Origin of the sequence: Aeromonas sp. 601027 (assembly GCF_049174455.1) — a bacterium.
GTDB lineage: Bacteria > Pseudomonadota > Gammaproteobacteria > Enterobacterales > Aeromonadaceae > Aeromonas > Aeromonas veronii_A.
In genome coordinates this window covers 1-18,725 of the sequence record NZ_JAAKTN010000025.1, presented here as the reverse complement: position 1 = coordinate 18,725, position 18,725 = coordinate 1, and the positions used below count along the sequence as shown (strand labels likewise).

18 protein-coding genes and 1 tRNA gene are annotated in these 18,725 nt (G+C 55.2%); all 19 read right to left on the bottom strand.

The genetic code is table 11. The features are described 5' to 3' along the window. The coding region (locus G5193_RS21555; RefSeq protein ID WP_234887766.1) for a GTP-binding protein at nt 1-125 on the bottom strand (125 nt) is incomplete at its 3' end. A gap of 54 nt (nt 126-179) precedes the next feature. Then, on the bottom strand, nt 180-2,285 hold the full coding sequence (gene fusA, locus G5193_RS21550; protein ID WP_021229318.1) for an elongation factor G: 2,106 nt from the start codon (nt 2,283-2,285) through the stop codon (nt 180-182). A gap of 75 nt (nt 2,286-2,360) precedes the next feature. After that, a complete protein-coding gene (rpsG, locus tag G5193_RS21545; RefSeq protein WP_005339911.1) occupies nt 2,361-2,831 on the bottom strand; it encodes a 30S ribosomal protein S7 in 471 nt (156 codons plus the stop codon). A gap of 93 nt (nt 2,832-2,924) precedes the next feature. Further along, the gene (gene rpsL / locus G5193_RS21540; RefSeq protein ID WP_005306278.1) at nt 2,925-3,299 is read right to left on the bottom strand and encodes a 30S ribosomal protein S12; all 375 of its coding nucleotides are present in this window, start codon (nt 3,297-3,299) and stop codon (nt 2,925-2,927) included. 182 nt (nt 3,300-3,481) lie between these two features. Beyond that, the gene (gene tusB / locus G5193_RS21535; protein ID WP_204384624.1) at nt 3,482-3,760 is read right to left on the bottom strand and encodes a sulfurtransferase complex subunit TusB; all 279 of its coding nucleotides are present in this window, start codon (nt 3,758-3,760) and stop codon (nt 3,482-3,484) included. Nucleotides 3,761-3,767: 7 nt separating this feature from the next. Beyond that, nucleotides 3,768-4,127: a sulfurtransferase complex subunit TusC gene (tusC, locus tag G5193_RS21530; protein ID WP_005341830.1), complete on the bottom strand. Its 360-nt coding sequence runs from the start codon at nt 4,125-4,127 to the stop codon at nt 3,768-3,770. Between the two features lie 8 nt (nt 4,128-4,135). Beyond that, nucleotides 4,136-4,528 carry a sulfurtransferase complex subunit TusD gene (tusD, locus tag G5193_RS21525; RefSeq protein WP_103250731.1) on the bottom strand — a complete coding sequence of 131 codons (393 nt, stop codon included), beginning with the start codon at nt 4,526-4,528 and terminating at the stop codon, nt 4,136-4,138. Nucleotides 4,529-4,612: 84 nt separating this feature from the next. Further along, nucleotides 4,613-4,993, bottom strand: coding sequence for a RidA family protein (locus tag G5193_RS21520; protein ID WP_005339904.1), 381 nt, complete (start codon nt 4,991-4,993; stop codon nt 4,613-4,615). Between the two features lie 24 nt (nt 4,994-5,017). Further along, nucleotides 5,018-5,734, bottom strand: coding sequence for a helix-turn-helix transcriptional regulator (locus G5193_RS21515; RefSeq protein WP_005339902.1), 717 nt, complete (start codon nt 5,732-5,734; stop codon nt 5,018-5,020). A 194-nt stretch (nt 5,735-5,928) separates the two neighbouring features. Next, a complete protein-coding gene (gene rpoC, locus G5193_RS21510) occupies nt 5,929-10,233 on the bottom strand; it encodes a DNA-directed RNA polymerase subunit beta' (protein ID WP_421207316.1) in 4,305 nt (1,434 codons plus the stop codon). Nucleotides 10,234-10,324: 91 nt separating this feature from the next. Then, the gene (gene rpoB / locus G5193_RS21505) at nt 10,325-14,353 is read right to left on the bottom strand and encodes a DNA-directed RNA polymerase subunit beta (RefSeq protein WP_421207314.1); all 4,029 of its coding nucleotides are present in this window, start codon (nt 14,351-14,353) and stop codon (nt 10,325-10,327) included. Nucleotides 14,354-14,577: 224 nt separating this feature from the next. Next, entirely contained in the window at nt 14,578-14,940 is a 363-nt protein-coding gene (gene rplL, locus G5193_RS21500) for a 50S ribosomal protein L7/L12 (RefSeq protein WP_005341840.1), read from the bottom strand. Between the two features lie 51 nt (nt 14,941-14,991). Beyond that, complete coding sequence (gene rplJ / locus G5193_RS21495; protein ID WP_216952230.1) at nt 14,992-15,492, bottom strand: 50S ribosomal protein L10; 501 nt, start codon at nt 15,490-15,492, stop codon at nt 14,992-14,994. Between the two features lie 256 nt (nt 15,493-15,748). Beyond that, complete coding sequence (gene rplA, locus G5193_RS21490; RefSeq protein WP_005339888.1) at nt 15,749-16,450, bottom strand: 50S ribosomal protein L1; 702 nt, start codon at nt 16,448-16,450, stop codon at nt 15,749-15,751. 4 nt (nt 16,451-16,454) lie between these two features. Next, a complete protein-coding gene (rplK, locus tag G5193_RS21485; RefSeq protein WP_026456244.1) occupies nt 16,455-16,883 on the bottom strand; it encodes a 50S ribosomal protein L11 in 429 nt (142 codons plus the stop codon). A gap of 134 nt (nt 16,884-17,017) precedes the next feature. Further along, complete coding sequence (nusG, locus tag G5193_RS21480; protein WP_019840195.1) at nt 17,018-17,545, bottom strand: transcription termination/antitermination protein NusG; 528 nt, start codon at nt 17,543-17,545, stop codon at nt 17,018-17,020. Between the two features lie 33 nt (nt 17,546-17,578). Next, nucleotides 17,579-17,950, bottom strand: coding sequence for a preprotein translocase subunit SecE (secE, locus tag G5193_RS21475; RefSeq protein WP_005341843.1), 372 nt, complete (start codon nt 17,948-17,950; stop codon nt 17,579-17,581). 60 nt (nt 17,951-18,010) lie between these two features. Further along, a tRNA-Trp gene (locus tag G5193_RS21470) sits at nt 18,011-18,087 on the bottom strand. A gap of 53 nt (nt 18,088-18,140) precedes the next feature. Next, nucleotides 18,141-18,725 (bottom strand): EF-Tu/IF-2/RF-3 family GTPase (locus tag G5193_RS21465; protein WP_421179904.1); only part of this gene is annotated, 585 nt, incomplete at its 5' end.

Genomic DNA, 18,725 nt, shown 5'->3' with positions numbered 1-18,725 from the left:
CCACCGAAGTGCTTGGCCAGCACGTTGGTGATAGCTGCAGTCAGGGTGGTTTTACCGTGGTCAACGTGGCCGATGGTGCCGACGTTTACGTGCGGTTTATTACGCTCAAATTTTTCTTTAGACACGACGTAGTCCTTCTAGGTTAAACCCGCCTACCGTCGTAGGCGGGGAATCTTAAATTACTTGGATTTGCGCTCTTCGATCACGGCTTGTGCAACGTTGGTCGGTGCATCGTGATACTTGGCGAATTCCATGGCGTAGGAAGCGCGACCCTGGGTAGCGGAACGCAGTGCAGTTGCATAACCGAACATTTCGGCCAGCGGCACCAGAGCACGTACGATCTTGCCGGACGGGCCATCTTCCATACCTTCGATCAGGCCACGACGACGGTTCAGGTCACCGATAACGTCGCCCATGTAATCTTCCGGAGTTTCAACTTCTACTTTCATGATCGGTTCGAGCAGAACCGGGTTGGCCTTCATGAAGCCAGCCTTAAAGGCCATGGAAGCAGCGATCTTGAACGCCAGTTCGGAAGAGTCGACATCGTGGTAAGAACCGAAGTGCAGACGCACACCCAGATCCATAACCGGGTAACCAGCCAGCGGACCAGATTTGAGCTGCTCACGGATACCTTTATCAACACCCGGGATGAATTCACCAGGAATGACACCACCTTTGATGTCGTTGACGAATTCGTATGCTTTGCCTTCTTCCAGCGGGTACATGTCGATAACAACATGACCGTACTGACCGCGACCACCAGACTGCTTGGCATGCTTGCCTTCGATGTCTTTAACTGTGGTACGGATGGTTTCACGGTAGGCAACCTGCGGCTTACCTACGTTGGCTTCAACCTTGAACTCGCGACGCATACGGTCAACGATGATGTCCAGGTGCAGCTCACCCATACCAGCGATGATGGTTTGACCTGACTCTTCGTCAGTCCATACGCGGAAGGACGGATCTTCCTGAGCCAGACGGCCCAGTGCCAGACCCATCTTCTCTTGGTCAGCCTTGGTTTTCGGCTCAACCGCGATAGAAATTACCGGCTCCGGGAATTCCATACGCTCGAGGATGATCGGTGCGTTCGGGTCACACAGGGTGTCACCAGTGGTCACGTCTTTCAGACCGATGGCAGCAGCGATGTCACCAGCGCGTACTTCTTTGATCTCTTCACGCTTGTTGGCATGCATCTGAACGATACGGCCAAAACGCTCGCGCTTGTCCTTGACGGAGTTCAGCACGGTGTCACCGGAGTTGATCACGCCAGAGTAGACACGGAAGAAGGTCAGGTTACCAACGAACGGGTCGGTAGCGATCTTGAACGCCAGAGCAGAGAACGGCTCGTCATCGGAAGCGTGACGCTCGTCTTTGGTCTCGCCGTCCATTTTCAGGCCGTCGATAGCAGCAACGTCGGTCGGAGCCGGCAGGTACTCGATCACGGCATCCAGCATTGCCTGTACGCCCTTGTTCTTGAACGCGGAGCCACAGGTTACCAAGATGATTTCGTTGTTCAGCACGCGCTGACGCAGAGCACCTTTGATCTCTTCCTCGGTCAGCTCTTCGCCGCCCAGGTATTTTTCCATCAGGTCTTCAGACGCTTCAGCAGCGGCTTCAACCAGATTCATGCGCATTTCTTGCGCCTGTTCCAGCAACTCAGCCGGGACGTCTTCGTAATCGAAGGATACGCCCTGATCAGCTTCATTCCAGTTGATGGCTTTCATCTTGACCAAGTCAACAACGCCCTTGAAGTTCTCTTCAGAGCCGATGTTCAGCTGAAGGGGAACCGGAGTACCTTTCAGACGGGTCTTGATGTGCTCAACACAACGCAGGAAGTTGGCACCGGTACGGTCCATCTTGTTGACGAACGCGATACGGGGAACCTTGTACTTGTTAGCCTGACGCCATACGGTTTCAGACTGTGGCTGTACGCCACCTACGGCACAGTACACCATCACGGCACCGTCCAGAACACGCATTGAACGCTCTACTTCGATAGTAAAGTCAACGTGGCCCGGGGTATCGATGATGTTGATACGGTGCGGTTGGAACTGTTTACCCATACCGGACCAGAAAGCGGTGGTCGCGGCGGAGGTGATGGTGATACCACGCTCTTGTTCCTGTTCCATCCAGTCCATGGTGGCAGCGCCATCGTGAACTTCACCGATCTTGTGACTTACACCGGTGTAAAACAGTACGCGCTCGGTAGTAGTAGTCTTACCGGCGTCAATGTGAGCGGAGATACCGATGTTACGATAACGCTCAATGGGGGTTGTACGAGCCATTGTCATCCTCTTACTAAGGCGCTTGTCCCTAGATAATTAAAGGTGCGCAGAGCCAAAAGACCCTGCGCAAGCGGATTACCAGCGGAAGTGAGCGAAGGCTTTGTTCGCTTCAGCCATACGGTGAACGTCTTCACGTTTCTTGACAGACGAACCCTTATTGTCAGCGGCATCCAGCAGCTCGCCAGCCAAACGCTGAGCCATTGATTTTTCACCACGTTTACGAGCGGCATCAACCAACCAGCGCATTGCCAGAGCATTGCGACGTACCGGACGAACTTCTACCGGAACCTGATAGGTTGCACCACCGACGCGACGAGATTTAACCTCGACCGCCGGACGAATGTTATCCAGAGCTTCTTCGAATACGGCCAGGTGCTCTTTGCCAGATTTGGTGGCAATGATGTCCAGGGCGCCATAAACAATGGCTTCTGCAACAGATTTCTTACCGTCAACCATTACTACGTTGACAAATTTAGCCAGCAGCTCTGATCCGAACTTGGGATCTGGCAGGATTTTACGCTGACCAACAACACGACGTCTTGGCATTTCAAATTCTCCGTAACTTCAGGGATTACCCAAAACTAGAAAGCTATCTAACTAGAAACGAATTAACGTTTGGCCTTACTTAACGGAGAACCATTAAGCTTTAGGACGCTTCACGCCATACTTGGAGCGAGCCTGCTTACGGTCTTTAACACCGGCACAGTCCAACGCACCACGAACGGTGTGATAACGAACACCTGGCAAGTCTTTTACACGACCGCCACGGATCAGAACAACAGAGTGCTCTTGCAGGTTGTGACCTTCACCACCAATGTAGGAGGTGACTTCGAAGCCGTTGGTCAGACGTACACGGCACACTTTACGCAGTGCAGAGTTAGGCTTCTTCGGGGTGGTGGTATATACACGAGTGCATACGCCACGCTTCTGAGGGCACGCTTCCAGCGCCGGCACGTTGCTTTTCACAACGAGCTTGATGCGTGGCTTGCGAACCAACTGGTTAATAGTTGCCATCAAAAGGCTCCTGATAATGACTTCATAAACGTGTGGAAAATCCTCCCCGCAGATACGGGGACGCGAAATTTTATGCCCTGTTGTCTGGGGAGTCAAGATTTATACAATTTGCGTCACAAAAGGGCAATTCGGATCCGCTTGCTTTCACGACATCACCTTGAATTTTCTTGGAAATGTGCTTCTCAGCCACCCCAGGTGCGCGGGGAACCTTTTTGCGCAATCAGTGCCACCAGACCCGCCATATCGAGCACATTGCCCACCCGATGCAGCAAACCGCGGGCTTGCAGATCTTCCTGCATCACATACAGCGGGATACCCGCCAACCGCTCGATCCACTGGGGAGCCGATGCCGCAATCACGGCATCCTGCATCAGTACCAGCTCATCCTCGGGCTGAAGGTATGAGAGCGCCTCTGCCAGAGCCTGACTCTGAAAGGGGGAGTTCAATATCAGATGCAACATGGAGACCTCAAAAGCTGATGTGAGTCGAACATTGTGCCCAGCGCCGAGCCAGTTCCTGGCGCGGCAAACTCTCGACGGGGATCAGCAGATCATCCACTGTCACGCCACGCTCTGCCAGCGAGTCAGCACAAACATAGACCTCTTCGATGTCATAGAGTTCCAGCATCTTGAAGGTGGGCGCGTAGTGGCGCTGCAAAATGGCGGCAGGCTGCTGCTCCTTGAGCAGTTGCAGCACACCGTCCCCAATCAGGAAGAGGGCCAGCTCATCGGTCATGGCCGAGGTGGCCAGCAGGGCATCCAGTCCTTCCCGGCCGGCGGCATGACCATGGGGGCCACGACTGCAGATAAAGGCGATTTTCTTGCTCATGACTCCCCCTAGAACTGAACCAGCCGATCGGCGGTGAGCGCAGCCTCGGCCAACTGGCCCAGACCGCTCAGACAAAATGGCGCTTGCAGATTGAAGTGCACCAGCCCCGCCCCCTTGGCCTCCTGTTCATCGAGCACACCGCGCCGCATGGCGGCGGCGACGCAGACGTCGATACGGATCCCCTGCTCTTCTGCCAGCTCTCGCCACAGACGCACCAGGTCGGTCTCATCGGATGCTGGCAGATGCAGACCGTTGCCGTTGCAGACCCCGTCCTGATAGAAGAACAGGTGGGACAAGGTATGCCCCTGTGCCAACAGGGTGCGGGCAAAACGATAGGCTGTGCTGGCCGATTGGGTGCCATAGGCAGGCCCCGTGACCAGGATGGCAAAACTCAGACTCATAGCAGGACTCCTGTGCTGACCCGGTCCATTTTACGCCAAAAACAAAAAAGCCCCTGCCAGGAGGGGCTTGATTCGATCTGTTGATCAGAGATGGGCAATCGCCTCAACTTCGACCAGCACATCTTTCGGCAGACGGGCCACCTCCACGCAGGAGCGGGCTGGCGCAGCATCACCAAAGTAGCGGGCATAGACCTGATTGAAGGCAACGAAGTTGTTCATGTCGCTCAGGAAGCAGGTGGTTTTGACCACTTTGCTGGCATCGGCACCCGCAGCGTGCAACACGGCAACCAGATTCTTCATCACCCGTTCGGCCTGCTCTTCGATGCCGCCAGCCACGATCTCCATGGTGGCAGGATCGAGCGGGATCTGCCCGGAGGTGAAGATCATCTCGCCAACCTTGGTAGCCTGAACATACGGACCAATCGCGGCAGGCGCCTTGTCGGTTGCAATCACTTCTTTAGCCATTCATCTATCCCCTTCTGGAATGAGTTACTCGTTCTCGTCTTCACCCTGCTTGCGCTGTCGGATGTAAAGATAAACGGTATGTTTTGAAATATTGAGTTTGTCCGCCACCAGATTGATCGAATCCTTGATGTCGAAAATGCCCTTCTCGAACAGCTGGGTCACGATGAAGCGATTCTTGGCATTGTTGGCCACGGTGGGATCACGGTTGATCTCGTCGATAGTGTTATCCACCGTCTGGGCAACCAGCTCTTCCACACTATTGGCGAAGGTCTCTGGTGACTGACGCGCCGCCTGCTGGGGCGTCGGGAAAAATTCGGCCACGAACTCGTGGAAAGGCGCATTGATGTGCAGGTTGATGCAGATAAGCCCCACCACTTGCCGCTCGCTGTTGCGAATGGCGATAGTGCTCGACTTCATCAGCGCGCCGGTACGGCTGCGAGCGAAATAGCTCTGGGTGTAATCCTGGCCGGTGCTCTCGATGTCCTTGAGCATGCGCAGGGCGAGATCGGTGATGGGCGCCCCGAGGGTGCGTCCGGTATTGAAGCCGTTGGCGATCTTGATCACCGACTCGTGCAGATTTTCCAGGGAGTGGAGTACCACTTCACAATGCTTGCCGAACAGCTCGGCCAAGCCATCGATGAGCCCATCGTATGAGCGCAACAATTCCCTGTCTTCATCTGTAAAAGTGCGGCTGATCAGCTGTTCTTCGGGAAGCATGGCTTCCTCGATACCGACAGTCATGTTCTACCCCTGTAATAACCATTCAACTTTCCCGAGTGTTAAATTGCAGGGGAGTAAAGTCAACTTTTTTTGATTTTTTACTCTACAACTTTGCTCTGGATCATCCTGAAACCCGCGCTGCGTCTACCTTTGCCGAGGAATTGGCCAACAAAAAGGGCTCCTTGAAGGAGCCCTTTTCAATCACGGATGACGAGTTACTCTTCGTCGAAGCTACCGGCTGCGTTCAGCAGATCCGCCAGGTTCTGCTCCGCTTCATCAGCGGTCACCTGCGGGGTACCAACAGCACGAGCTGCGGCAGCACGCTGGTTGATCCGGCTGTGGTGGTAGGCAAAGCCGGTACCAGCCGGGATCAGACGACCCACGATGACGTTCTCTTTCAGACCACGCAGTTCATCACGCTTGCCACCCACGGCGGCTTCGGTCAGAACGCGAGTGGTTTCCTGGAAGGAAGCCGCGGAGATGAAGGACTCGGTGCTCAGAGATGCCTTGGTAATACCCATCAGTACATGACGGTAGGTCGCAGGGGTCTTGCCCTCGGCAACCAGCTTACGGTTGGCAATCTTCACACGAGCCACTTCAACCTGTTCGCCTTCGATCAGATCGGTATCACCAGCGCTCAGGATCTCGCACTTGCGCAGCATCTGACGAACGATGACTTCGATGTGCTTGTCGTTGATCTTAACGCCTTGCAGACGGTAAACGTCCTGCACTTCGTTGGCGATGTAGTTGGCGACCGGGCTGATACCGCGCAGACGCAGGATATCGTGAGCAGACTCGGGACCGTCTGCCAGCACTTCACCCTTCTCAACTTTTTCACCTTCGAACACGTTCAGGTTACGCCACTTCGGAATCATCTCTTCGTAGACGTTGCCACCATCGGTCGGGGTGATGACCAGACGGCGTTTGCCCTTGGTCTCTTTCCCGAAGGAGATGGTACCGGAGATCTCGGCCAGAATTGCCGGTTCCTTCGGTTGACGTGCTTCGAACAGATCCGCAACGCGCGGCAGACCACCGGTGATGTCCTTGGTACCGCCGGACTCTTGCGGGATACGCGCTACCGCGTCACCCACGCCCACGTTGGCACCATCTTCCAGGTTCACGATCGCCTTGCCCGGCAAGAAGTACTGGGCGGCTACATCGGTACCCGGGATCATCACGTCTTTGCCGTTCAGGTCGACCAGTTTCACGGTCGGACGCATCTCTTTACCGGCGCTCGGACGCTCGTTGACGTCCAGAACAACGATAGAAGAGAGACCGGTCAGCTCGTCGGTCTGACGAGTGATGGTCACACCATCGATCATGTGTTCGAACTGCAGGCGACCTGCCACTTCGGTGATGATCGGGTGGGTGTGCGGATCCCAGTTGGCAACGGTCTCGCCAGCGCTCACGGCCTGGCCGTCCTTCACTTCCAACACGGAACCGTAAGGCAGCTTGTGGCTTTCCTTGGTACGGCCCATGTCGTCCATGATGGTCAGTTCGGTAGAACGTGAGGTGATAACCAGTTTGTCATCGCTGTTGTGAACGAACTTGGCGTTCTGCAGCTTGATGGTACCGGTGTTCTTGACCTGGATGCTGCTTTCAGCAGCGGCACGAGATGCAGCACCACCGATGTGGAAAGTACGCATCGTCAGCTGGGTACCCGGTTCACCGATGGACTGGGCGGCGATAACACCGACAGCCTCACCCTTGTTAACCAGGTGACCACGGGCCAGATCACGGCCGTAGCAGTGAGCACAGTTACCGAAGTCGGTTTCACAGGTGATGGCAGAACGTACCTTCACACGGTCAACGGAGTTACGCTCCAGCAGGTCACACAGCTGCTCGTCGAGCAGGGTGTTGCGAGCGACCAGGATCTCGTCCTCGGTACCCGGCTTGATGACATCTTCTGCCACCACACGACCCAGCACGCGCTCACGCAGCGGCTCGACCACGTCGCCACCCTCGATCAGCGGAGTCATCCACAGACCGTCGGTAGTGCCGCAATCGTCCTCGGTGATCACCATGTCCTGCGCCACGTCTACCAGACGACGAGTCAGGTAACCGGAGTTCGCAGTCTTCAGTGCGGTATCCGCCAGACCCTTACGAGCACCGTGGGTAGAGATAAAGTACTGCAGTACGTTCAGACCTTCGCGGAAGTTCGCGATGATCGGGGTCTCGATGATGGAGCCATCCGGCTTGGCCATCAGGCCACGCATACCGGCCAGCTGACGGATCTGGGCGGCGGAACCACGCGCACCAGAGTCGGCCATCATAAAGATGCTGTTGAACGAGGCCTGCTCTTCTTCTTCACCCAGCGAGTTGACGTTACGCTCTTTGGACAAGTTCTCCATCATGGCCTTGGAGACGCGCTCGTTGGCGCTGGCCCAGATATCGATAACCTTGTTGTAACGCTCGCCCGCAGTTACCAGACCGGACAGGAACTGGTCCTGGATCTCGGCAACTTCGGCTTCGGCAGAAGCAATGATGTCTTTCTTGGCATCCGGGATGACCATGTCATCGATACCAACGGAAGCACCGGACAGCGCCGCGTAGTGGAAACCGGTATACATCAGCTGGTCAGCGAAGATAACGGTGTCCTTCAGCCCCTGCTTGCGATAGCAGGTGTTCAGCAGACGGGAGATGAGCTTTTTGCCCAGCGCCTTGTTGGATACAGATTTGATCCAGTTCTGCGGATTGGCGTCCAGATCGGCCTGCTCGGCAGCAGTCAGCACCTTCGGCTCGTCGATCAGGGCGTATTCCATGCCTTTCGGCAGGATCAGGCTCAGGATCGCACGACCAACGGTGGTGTTCTTCATCTCGGTCTTGGCAACCAGTTCACCGGCTTCGTTCTTCACGTACTCGGTGATGCGGCACTTGACGCGAGCATGCAGGTCGGCCAGACCGGCACGGTACACTTTCTCGGCCTCTTTCGGGCCGGACAGCACCATACCTTCACCCTTCGCATTGATGCGGGCGCGGGTCATGTAGTACAGACCCAAGACCACGTCCTGAGAAGGAACGATGATCGGCTCACCGGATGCAGGCGACAGGATGTTGTTGGTAGACATCATCAGCGCACGCGCTTCCAGCTGGGCTTCCAGGGTCAGCGGTACGTGAACAGCCATCTGGTCACCGTCGAAGTCCGCGTTATACGCAGCACAAACGAGCGGGTGCAGCTGGATTGCCTTGCCTTCGACCAGAGTCGGTTCGAATGCCTGGATACCCAGACGGTGCAGAGTCGGTGCACGGTTCAGCAGAACCGGGTGTTCGCGGATAACTTCGTCCAGGATATCCCAAACGACAGCTTCTTCGCGCTCCACCATCTTCTTGGCGGCCTTGATAGTGGTCGCCAGACCGCGGGTTTCCAGCTTGCCATAGATGAACGGCTTGAACAGTTCCAGCGCCATCTTCTTCGGCAGACCGCACTGATGCAGACGCAGAGTCGGGCCTACGGTGATAACGGAACGACCGGAGTAGTCGACACGCTTACCGAGCAGGTTCTGACGGAAACGACCCTGCTTACCCTTGATCATATCGGCCAGGGATTTCAGCGGGCGCTTGTTGGAACCGGTGATGGCACGACCGCGACGGCCGTTATCCAGCAGCGCATCGACGGACTCTTGCAGCATACGCTTTTCGTTGCGCACGATGATGTCCGGAGCAGCCAGATCCAGCAGACGCTTCAAGCGGTTGTTACGGTTGATCACGCGACGGTACAGATCGTTCAGATCGGAAGTCGCGAAACGGCCGCCGTCCAGCGGTACCAGCGGACGCAGGTCCGGCGGCAGCACAGGCAGCACTGTCATGATCATCCACTCCGGCTTGTTGCCGGACTGCAGGAAAGCTTCCATCAGCTTCAGACGCTTGGTGGTCTTCTTGCGCTTGGTCTCGGAGTTGGTTTGATCCAGCTCCTCACGCATGGTTTTGACTTCACCTTCCAGATCGATAGCGCGCAGCAATGCCAGGATTGCTTCGGCACCCATCTTGGCGTCAAATTCATCGCCCCACTCTTCCAGCGCATCCAGGTACTGCTCTTCAGAGAGCATCTGGCTGCGTTCGAGGTTGGTCATACCCGGCTCGATTACGACGAAAGATTCGAAGTAGAGCACGCGCTCGATGTCGCGCAGGGTCATGTCCAGCAGCAGACCGATACGGGACGGCAGGGACTTCAGGAACCAGATGTGGGCAGTCGGGCTGGCCAGCTCGATGTGGCCCATACGCTCACGACGGACCTTGGTCTGGGTCACTTCAACGCCGCACTTCTCACAGATCACACCACGGTGTTTCAGGCGCTTGTACTTGCCGCACAGACACTCGTAGTCCTTCACCGGTCCGAAGATACGGGCGCAGAACAGACCATCACGCTCCGGCTTGAAAGTCCGGTAGTTGATGGTCTCAGGCTTTTTGACCTCACCGAATGACCAGGAGCGGATCATGTCAGGAGAGGCCAGACCGATCTTGATACTGTCAAACTCTTCGGTCTTGGTCTGAGCCTTCAAAAACTTGAGTAAGTCTTTCACGTGTTTCCCCTGTCAGGAGTCTAACCTCGGCGCCCCGGCTGCCAAAACAGCGGGGCGCCCACGTCAATTCTCGAACAATAAGAGCGAGCTCTTACTCTTCGTCCAGCTCGATGTTGATACCCAGAGAGCGGATTTCCTTCAGCAATACGTTGAAGGATTCGGGCATGCCCGGCTCCATACGGTGGTCGCCATCCACGATGTTCTTATACATCTTGGTACGGCCATTCACATCGTCAGACTTGACGGTCAGCATTTCCTGCAGGGTATATGCCGCACCGTAAGCCTCCAGGGCCCACACTTCCATCTCACCGAAACGCTGACCACCGAACTGAGCCTTACCACCCAGCGGCTGCTGGGTAACCAGGCTGTAAGAACCGGTAGAACGCGCGTGCATCTTGTCGTCGACCAAGTGGTTCAGCTTGAGCATGTACATGTAACCAACGGTTACTTTACGCTCGAAGCGGTTACCGGTACGGCCATCGAACAGATCAATCTGACCGGATTCCGGCAGATCGGCCAGCTTCAGCAGGGCTTTGATTTCGCGCTCTTTGGCACCATCAAACACTGGAGTAGCAACCGGCAGACCCTTACGCAGGTTACCCACCAGGGTACGTACGTCGTCATCAGACAGTTCGGCGATGTTCACTTGCTGGGTGTCCTTCTCGCCCAGGTCATAGACCTGTTGCAGGAAGTTGCGCATCTCGTGCAGCTCGCGCTGCTCTTTGACCATGCGATCGATCTTCTCGCCGATACCCTTGGCCGCAAGGCCCAGGTGCACTTCGAGGATCTGACCGATGTTCATACGGGATGGTACACCCAACGGGTTCAGTACGATGTCGACCGGACGGCCGAACTCGTCATGAGGCATATCCTCGACCGGACAGATCTTGGAGATAACACCCTTGTTACCGTGACGGCCCGCCATCTTGTCACCCGGCTGGATGCGACGCTTGACTGCCAGATAAACCTTGACGATTTTCAGTACGCCCGGCGCCAGATCATCACCCTGGATAATCTTGCGACGCTTGTTCTCGAACTTCTTGTCGAACTCGGCTTTCAGCTCAACGTGCTGTTCAGCGATCTGCTCCAGTTCGGTCTGCTTGGCTTCATCTTCGATGGCCAGTTCAAACCACTTGGAGCGATCGAGCTTGTTCAGACGATCTTCGCTGTAACCGGCGGCCAGCAGCAGGTTGCGGGAGCGGCCGAAAATGCCGTCTTCCAGGATCTTGAACTCTTCGGTCAAGTCCTTCTTCGCTTCCTTCAGCTGCATCTCTTCGATTTCTTTGGCGCGCTTGTCTTTTTCCACGCCATCGCGGGTAAAGACTTGCACGTCAACCACGGTACCGTAAACACCGTTCGGTACACGCAGGGAGGAGTCCTTCACATCGGAGGCCTTCTCACCGAAGATGGCGCGCAGCAGCTTCTCTTCCGGCGTCAGCTGGGTTTCACCTTTCGGGGTTACCTTACCGACCAGAATGTCGCCGCCCTTCACTTCGGCACCCACGTAGACGATACCGGACTCGTCCAGCTTGGACAGAGCGGCTTCACCCACGTTCGGGATGTCAGCAGTGATCTCTTCCGGACCCAGCTTGGTGTCACGGGAGATACAGGCCAGTTCCTGGATATGGATGGTGGTCAGGCGATCTTCCTGAACAACACGCTCGTTCACCAGGATCGAGTCTTCGAAGTTGTAACCGTTCCACGGCATGAACGCGACGCGCATGTTCTGACCCAGCGCCAGTTCACCCAGATCGGTGGACGGGCCGTCAGCCAGTACGTCGCCAGCCATGACCGGCTCACCCAACATCACGCAAGGACGCTGGTTGATACAGGTGTTCTGGTTGGAACGGGTGTATTTGGTCAGGTTGTAGATGTCGATACCGGCTTCGCCTGGCATCAGCTCATCTTCATTGACCTTCAGGACGATACGGGAGGCATCGACATAGTCGATTACGCCGCCACGCTTGGCCACTACGGTTACACCGGAGTCAACGGCCACAGCGCGTTCCATACCGGTACCTACCAGCGGCTTGTCAGCACGCAGAGTCGGTACAGCCTGACGTTGCATGTTTGAACCCATCAATGCGCGGTTCGCGTCATCGTGTTCCAGGAACGGGATCAGAGCGGCTGCCACAGATACGATCTGCTGCGGGCTCACGTCCATATACTGGATCTGGTCGGCGTTCATAAAGGTGGATTCACCTTTGTGACGGCACGGGATCAATTCATCTTTCAGACGGCCATCTTCGGTGGTCGCGGCGTTAGCCTGTGCGATCACGTACTTGCCTTCTTCAATAGCAGACAGGTAGTCCACTTCGTCGGTGATCACACCGTCAATGACCTTGCGGTACGGGGTCTCGAGGAAACCGTACTCGTTGGTACGAGAGTACACGGACAGAGAGTTGATCAGACCGATGTTCGGACCTTCAGGAGTCTCGATAGGGCACAGACGACCGTAGTGGGTCGGGTGTACGTCTCGGACTTCAAAGCCGGCACGCTCACGAGTCAAACCGCCCGGGCCCAGCGCGGAAATTCGACGCTTGTGGGTCACTTCGGAGAGCGGGTTGTTCTGGTCCATAAACTGGGACAGCTGGCTGGAACCAAAGAACTCTTTGACTGCGGCGGAGATCGGCTTGGCGTTGATCAGATCCTGCGGCATCAGGGTGTCCAGGTCGCCCAGGGAGAGACGCTCCTTGACCGCACGCTCGACACGCACCAGACCGACGCGGAACTGGTTTTCAGCCATTTCACCGACAGAACGGATACGACGGTTACCCAGGTGGTCGATATCGTCCACTTCGTCGTTACCGTTACGGATGTCGATCAGGCGCTTCATTACATCGACGATATCGTCTTTGGTCAGTACGCCAGCGCCAGTCTCGTCTTCACGACCCAGACGGCGGTTGAACTTCATCCGACCTACGGTAGACAGGTCGTAACGCTCGGCAGAGAAGAACAGGTTTTCGAACAGCTGCTCTGCTGCTTCACGTGTCGGCGGCTCGCCCGGACGCATCATGCGGTAGATTTCTACCAGCGCTTCCAGACGGTTGGTGCTGGAATCGACGCGCAGGGTCTCGGACATGTAGGCACCGTGATCCAGTTCGTTGGTGAACAGAACCTCGAAATGCTTGAAGCCGGCCTGGGACAGGTTGGCAATCGCTTCCAGACTCAGCGCCTGGTTGGCTGCCACTACCAGTTCGCCAGTTTGCGGATGTGCGTAGTCCTTGGCTGCAACTTTGCCAACAACGTACTCAACCGGTACCTCAATCTGGGTAACGGCGTCTTTTTCCAACTGACGGATGTGACGCGCAGTCACACGACGACCGGTCTCAACCACCACGGCGCCATTGGCCACGATGTCAAAGGTCGCAGTTTCACCACGCAGACGCTCCGGCACCAGATCCATCATCAACTTGCCATCTTTTACTTCAAAACCGATGGTCTCGAAGAAGGTGGCCAGGATTTGTTCGGAAGTGAAGTCCAGGGCGCGCAGAATAATGGATGCTGGCAGTTTGCGACGACGGTCGATACGGACAAACAGGTTGTCTTTCGCATCAAACTCGAAGTCCAGCCAGGAGCCACGGTAGGGGATAACGCGAGCGTTATACAGTACCTTACCGGATGAATGAGTTTTGCCTTTATCGTGGTCGAAGAAGACGCCCGGGCTGCGGTGCAGCTGGGAGACGATAACCCGCTCGGTACCATTGATAACAAAGGTGCCGTTCTCGGTCATGAGCGGAATTTCGCCCATGTATACTTCTTGTTCCTTGATGTCTTTGACGGTGCCGGCAGCTGCTTCACGGTCGTACAGAACCATACGAAGCTTGACACGCAGCGGCGCGGAGTAGGTCACTCCACGGATCTGGCATTCTTTTACGTCAAATACCGGCTCACCCAGGCGATAGCTGACATACTGAAGCTCAGCACTACCGGAGTAACTGGTGATCGGGAAAACGCTACGGAAAGCGGCCTCTAGGCCATATTCACCTTCCGGGTCAGCCTCGATGAACTGCTTGAAGGAGTCCAGCTGAATGGACAACAGATAAGGCGTGTCCAGTACCTGGTCTCGCTTACCGAAGTCCTTACGAATGCGTTTTTTTTCGGTATAAGAGTAAACCATAGGGTTCCTCAGCTCGCTGATAAGTGACCCACTCTGTCCCGCGGGACAGCTCTGTCTCAACACCGTTTTGTGTTGGCCCGGACGAAAGAAGACAGTCCGGATTGCTGGTGCACCGAGAGTCGTAAACGGTGTGAAATGCTCTCAGTCTACAGCGCAAAAAGGCTGGTGAACAAAAATTCACCAGCCCTAGCCTGTTTTATCAGGCTAATCTACATAAATGCAGATTATTTGATCTCAACAGAAGCACCGGCAGCTTCCAGCTCTTTCTTCAGAGCTTCAGCTTCGTCTTTGGAGACGGCTTCTTTCAGGTTAGCCGGAGCAGCTTCTACCAGATCTTTGGCTTCTTTCAGGCCCAGACCGGTGGCGCCACGAACGGCTTTGATGACGGCAACTTTGTTGGCGCCAGCAGCAGTCAGAACTACGTCGAACTCGGTCTTCTCTTCTACTGCTTCAGCGGCCGGACCGGCAGCAACAGCAACAGCGGCAGAAACACCGAACTTCTCTTCCATAGCTTCGATCAGCTCAACAACTTCCATTACAGACATGGAAGCAACGGCTTCGATGATTTGGTCTTTAGTGATAGACATGACAAAAATTCCTGATGTTGAATAAACTCAAACAGCCTAGATAGGCGAGAATCAAGCAGCAGCTTGCTTCTGATCACGCACAGCAGCGATGGTACGAACCAGCTTGCCAGCAGAGGCTTCTTTCATAGTCGCCATCAACTTCGCAATTGCTTCGTCGTAGGTCGGCAGCGTGGCCAGACGATCAATTTGTGCTGCGGCGATAAACTCACCGTTAAAAGCGCCAGCCTTGATTTCGAACTTTTGGTTCGCTTTGGCAAACTCTTTGAACAGACGAGCAGCAGCGCCCGGGTGTTCGTTAGAGAAAGCAATCAAGGTAGGACCGGTAAATGCGTCGTTCAGGCACTCGTATTCGGTACCTTCTACCGCGCGACGCAGCAGGGTGTTACGCACAACGCGCATGTACACACCGGCTTCACGAGCGGTTTTACGCAGGACGGTCATCTTGTCTACAGTGACACCGCGAGAATCGGCAACAACTGCAGAAAGAGCGCCTTTGGCAGCTTCGTTGACTTCAGCAACAATTGCCTTTTTGTCTTCGAGTCCCAATGCCATTGGCTTAACTCCTGGATTGAATCCGGGTCTATTGACCCAGTACTGACACATCCCCCCTACCTTTACAACAGAGGGGAACGATGCGGTAGCAGGATTCCAGAAGAGAAAGAATCTTTCTCGCTGGGTTTCCGGCACCGTCTACGCAGGAAACATTAAGGCTTTACAGCCTCCTGCGGTCTTGGACGGAGGTCGAAACCCCCAACCAATCAAGGCGCAAAATTATAGATTAAATTTTGCGCCTTGTAAAACCCATCAATTAGGCCTGAGCTTCCAGAGAAGCTTGGTCTACGGCAACACCGGCACCCATGGTGGTGGAGATGCTGACTTTCTTGATGAATTGACCTTTGGCGGAAGAGGGCTTGCCTTTTTTCAGGGCAACCAGCAGAGCTTCCAAGTTTTCTTTCAGCTGAACTTCGTTGAAAGAAACCTTACCCAGAGTGGTATGGATGATACCATTCTTGTCGTTACGGTAACGAACCTGACCAGCCTTGGCGTTCTTGACAGCTTCGGCAACGTTCGGGGTTACGGTACCCACTTTCGGGTTCGGCATCAGGCCGCGCGGGCCCAGGATTTGACCCAGTTGACCAACAACGCGCATGGCATCCGGGGATGCGATAACTACGTCGAAGTTCATCTCGCCTTTCTTAACCAGATCGGCCAGGTCATCCATACCTACCAGGTCAGCACCGGCAGCTTTAGCTGCTTCGGCATTGGCACCTTGGGTAAATACGGCAACGCGTACATCACGACCGGTACCGTGCGGCAGTACAGTAGCACCACGTACGTTCTGGTCAGATTTACGAGCGTCGATACCCAGGTTGACAGCAACGTCAACGCTTTCAACGAACTTGGCGGTAGCCAGTTCTTTCAGCAGGGCAATGGCTTCGTTGATGGAGTACTCTTTGGTACCGTCAACTTTTTCGCGAATAACGCGCATACGCTTGGAAAGTTTAGCCATTGTCTTAATCCTCCACTACCAGACCCATGGAACGAGCGGAGCCTGCGATGCAACGTACTTTTGCATCCAGATCGGCACCGGTCATATCCGGTTCTTTGGTCTTGGCGATTTCTTGCAGCTGGGCTACGGTCACCTTACCAACCTTGTCTTTGTTCGGCTTGGCAGAACCAGACTTGATGCCAGCAGCTTTCTTCAGCAGGAAGGAAGCAGGCGGAGTCTTGGTTTCGAAGGTGAAGGAACGGTCGCTGTAAACGGTGATCACGACCGGGGTCGGTGAACCTTTTTCCAGCTTTTCTGTACGAGCGTTGAACGCCTTACAGAATTCCATGATGTTAACACCGTGTTGACCCAGTGCAGGACCAACGGGAGGAGACGGGTTGGCTGCACCAGCAGCAACCTGCAGCTTGATATAAGCTGTGACTTTCTTAGCCATTAGGAAATTACCTCAAAAATGGGTTCTAGCGCCTCGGAGACATGCTCCTGCAAACGGCTCCCCAACTAATAAAGGGGCAGAGAATTATAGAGATATTCGCTGCCCCTGACAACTGTTGAGTGAACAGAAATCAATCAGCCCTTTTCGACCTGACCGAAATCCAGCTCAACGGGAGTAGAACGACCGAAGATCAGTACAGAAACCTTCACGCGGCTCTTCTCGTAGTCCACCTCTTCAACGGTTCCATTGAAGTCGGCAAACGGACCATCGGCAACCCGCACCATTTCACCCGGTTCAAACAGGGTTTTCGGACGCGGCTTGTCGTGGGCATCCTGCAGACGGTTCAGGATGGCATCGGCCTCTTTGTCGGAGATCGGTGCCGGACGGTCGGAAGTACCGCCGATGAAGCCCATGACGCGCGGTACGTTACGCACCAGGTGCCATGTGGTTTCATCCATGATCATCTGAACCAGGACATAGCCCGGGAAAAACTTGCGCTCACTCTTGCGCTTCTGGCCTGCACGCATCTCGACCACTTCTTCGGTCGGGACCAGTACTTCACCGAACATGTCTTCCATGCCATGCATCTTGATATGCTCGCGCAGGGATTTGGCGACACGGCCTTCATAGCCGGAAAACGCCTGCACGACATACCATCTCATACGCTGTTCACGTTGTTCAGTCATGGCTTATCCTTACACACCGGTAATCAGGTTGACCAACCAGACCAAGGCGCCGTCCAGAACGAACAGCAGCAGCCCCATCACGGCGGTCACCGCCAGCACAATCAGGGTTGTCTGAATGGCTTCCTGACGGGTTGGCCATACGACCTTGCGGACTTCCAGGCGAGACTCACGGGCGAATGCCAGTGTTGCCTTCCCTTTGGTGGTTTGCAGGGCTACTGCACCGGCAGCAGCGATGACAATGACCACACCCAAGGCGCGGACGGCAGCAATAACATCGCTCAGCAGATAATTACCTACTACAGCGGCCACCAGGATAATGAAAACCAGGCCCCAAAGCAGGGTATCCTTGCTTCCGCCCTGGTTCTCAGAACTAACACTCATACAACCCACCTGTATCTGACGTAACCAAAGACACAAAAGCCCCGTACGAGACGAGGTATATGGCAGGGGCGGCAGGACTCGAACCCGCAACCATCGGTTTTGGAGACCGCTGTTCTACCAATTCGAACTACGCCCCTGCATAAGAAAGCCCCTATTATAGGGGCTTTGCTTTATTTATGTAAGCCAAAGATTAAGCGATAACTTTAGCTACAACACCAGCACCTACGGTACGGCCACCTTCACGGATAGCGAAACGCAGGCCGTCATCCATCGCGATCGGCGCAATCAGGGTAACAACCATCTTGATGTTGTCGCCCGGCATTACCATCTCTACGCCTTCCGGCAGTTCGATGGTACCGGTCACGTCGGTAGTACGGAAGTAGAACTGCGGACGGTAGCCTTTGAAGAACGGGGTATGACGACCACCTTCTTCTTTGGACAGTACGTACACTTCAGATTCGAACTTGGTGTGCGGCTTGATGGTGCCCGGCTTGGCCAGTACCTGACCACGCTCTACGTCTTCACGCTTCACGCCACGCAGCAGTGCACCGATGTTCTCGCCTGCACGACCTTCGTCCAGCAGCTTACGGAACATTTCAACGCCGGTACAGGTGGTCTTGGTGGTATCTTTGATACCCACGATTTCCACTTCTTCACCAACTTTAACGATACCGCGCTCTACACGACCGGTTACTACGGTACCACGGCCAGCGATAGAGAATACGTCTTCGATCGGCATCAGGAACGGCTGGTCAATCGCACGCTCCGGCTCCGG

Bases quoted from the DNA above. Each gene is read 5' to 3' on its own strand.
- rplK (WP_026456244.1), bottom strand. From the start codon at position 16,883: ATGGCTAAGAAAGTCACAGCTTATATCAAGCTGCAGGTTGCTGCTGGT.
- rplJ (WP_216952230.1), bottom strand. From the start codon at position 15,492: ATGGCATTGGGACTCGAAGACAAAAAGGCAATTGTTGCTGAAGTCAAC.
- rplL (WP_005341840.1), bottom strand. From the start codon at position 14,940: ATGTCTATCACTAAAGACCAAATCATCGAAGCCGTTGCTTCCATGTCT.
- G5193_RS21520 (WP_005339904.1), bottom strand. From the start codon at position 4,993: ATGGCTAAAGAAGTGATTGCAACCGACAAGGCGCCTGCCGCGATTGGT.
- tusB (WP_204384624.1), bottom strand. From the start codon at position 3,760: ATGTTGCATCTGATATTGAACTCCCCCTTTCAGAGTCAGGCTCTGGCA.
- rpsG (WP_005339911.1), bottom strand. From the start codon at position 2,831: ATGCCAAGACGTCGTGTTGTTGGTCAGCGTAAAATCCTGCCAGATCCC.
- nusG (WP_019840195.1), bottom strand. From the start codon at position 17,545: ATGAGATGGTATGTCGTGCAGGCGTTTTCCGGCTATGAAGGCCGTGTC.
- tusC (WP_005341830.1), bottom strand. From the start codon at position 4,127: ATGAGCAAGAAAATCGCCTTTATCTGCAGTCGTGGCCCCCATGGTCAT.
- fusA (WP_021229318.1), bottom strand. From the start codon at position 2,285: ATGGCTCGTACAACCCCCATTGAGCGTTATCGTAACATCGGTATCTCC.
- rplA (WP_005339888.1), bottom strand. From the start codon at position 16,450: ATGGCTAAACTTTCCAAGCGTATGCGCGTTATTCGCGAAAAAGTTGAC.
- G5193_RS21515 (WP_005339902.1), bottom strand. From the start codon at position 5,734: ATGACTGTCGGTATCGAGGAAGCCATGCTTCCCGAAGAACAGCTGATC.
- tusD (WP_103250731.1), bottom strand. From the start codon at position 4,528: ATGAGTCTGAGTTTTGCCATCCTGGTCACGGGGCCTGCCTATGGCACC.
- secE (WP_005341843.1), bottom strand. From the start codon at position 17,950: ATGAGTGTTAGTTCTGAGAACCAGGGCGGAAGCAAGGATACCCTGCTT.
- rpsL (WP_005306278.1), bottom strand. From the start codon at position 3,299: ATGGCAACTATTAACCAGTTGGTTCGCAAGCCACGCATCAAGCTCGTT.
- rpoB (WP_421207314.1), bottom strand. From the start codon at position 14,353: ATGGTTTACTCTTATACCGAAAAAAAACGCATTCGTAAGGACTTCGGT.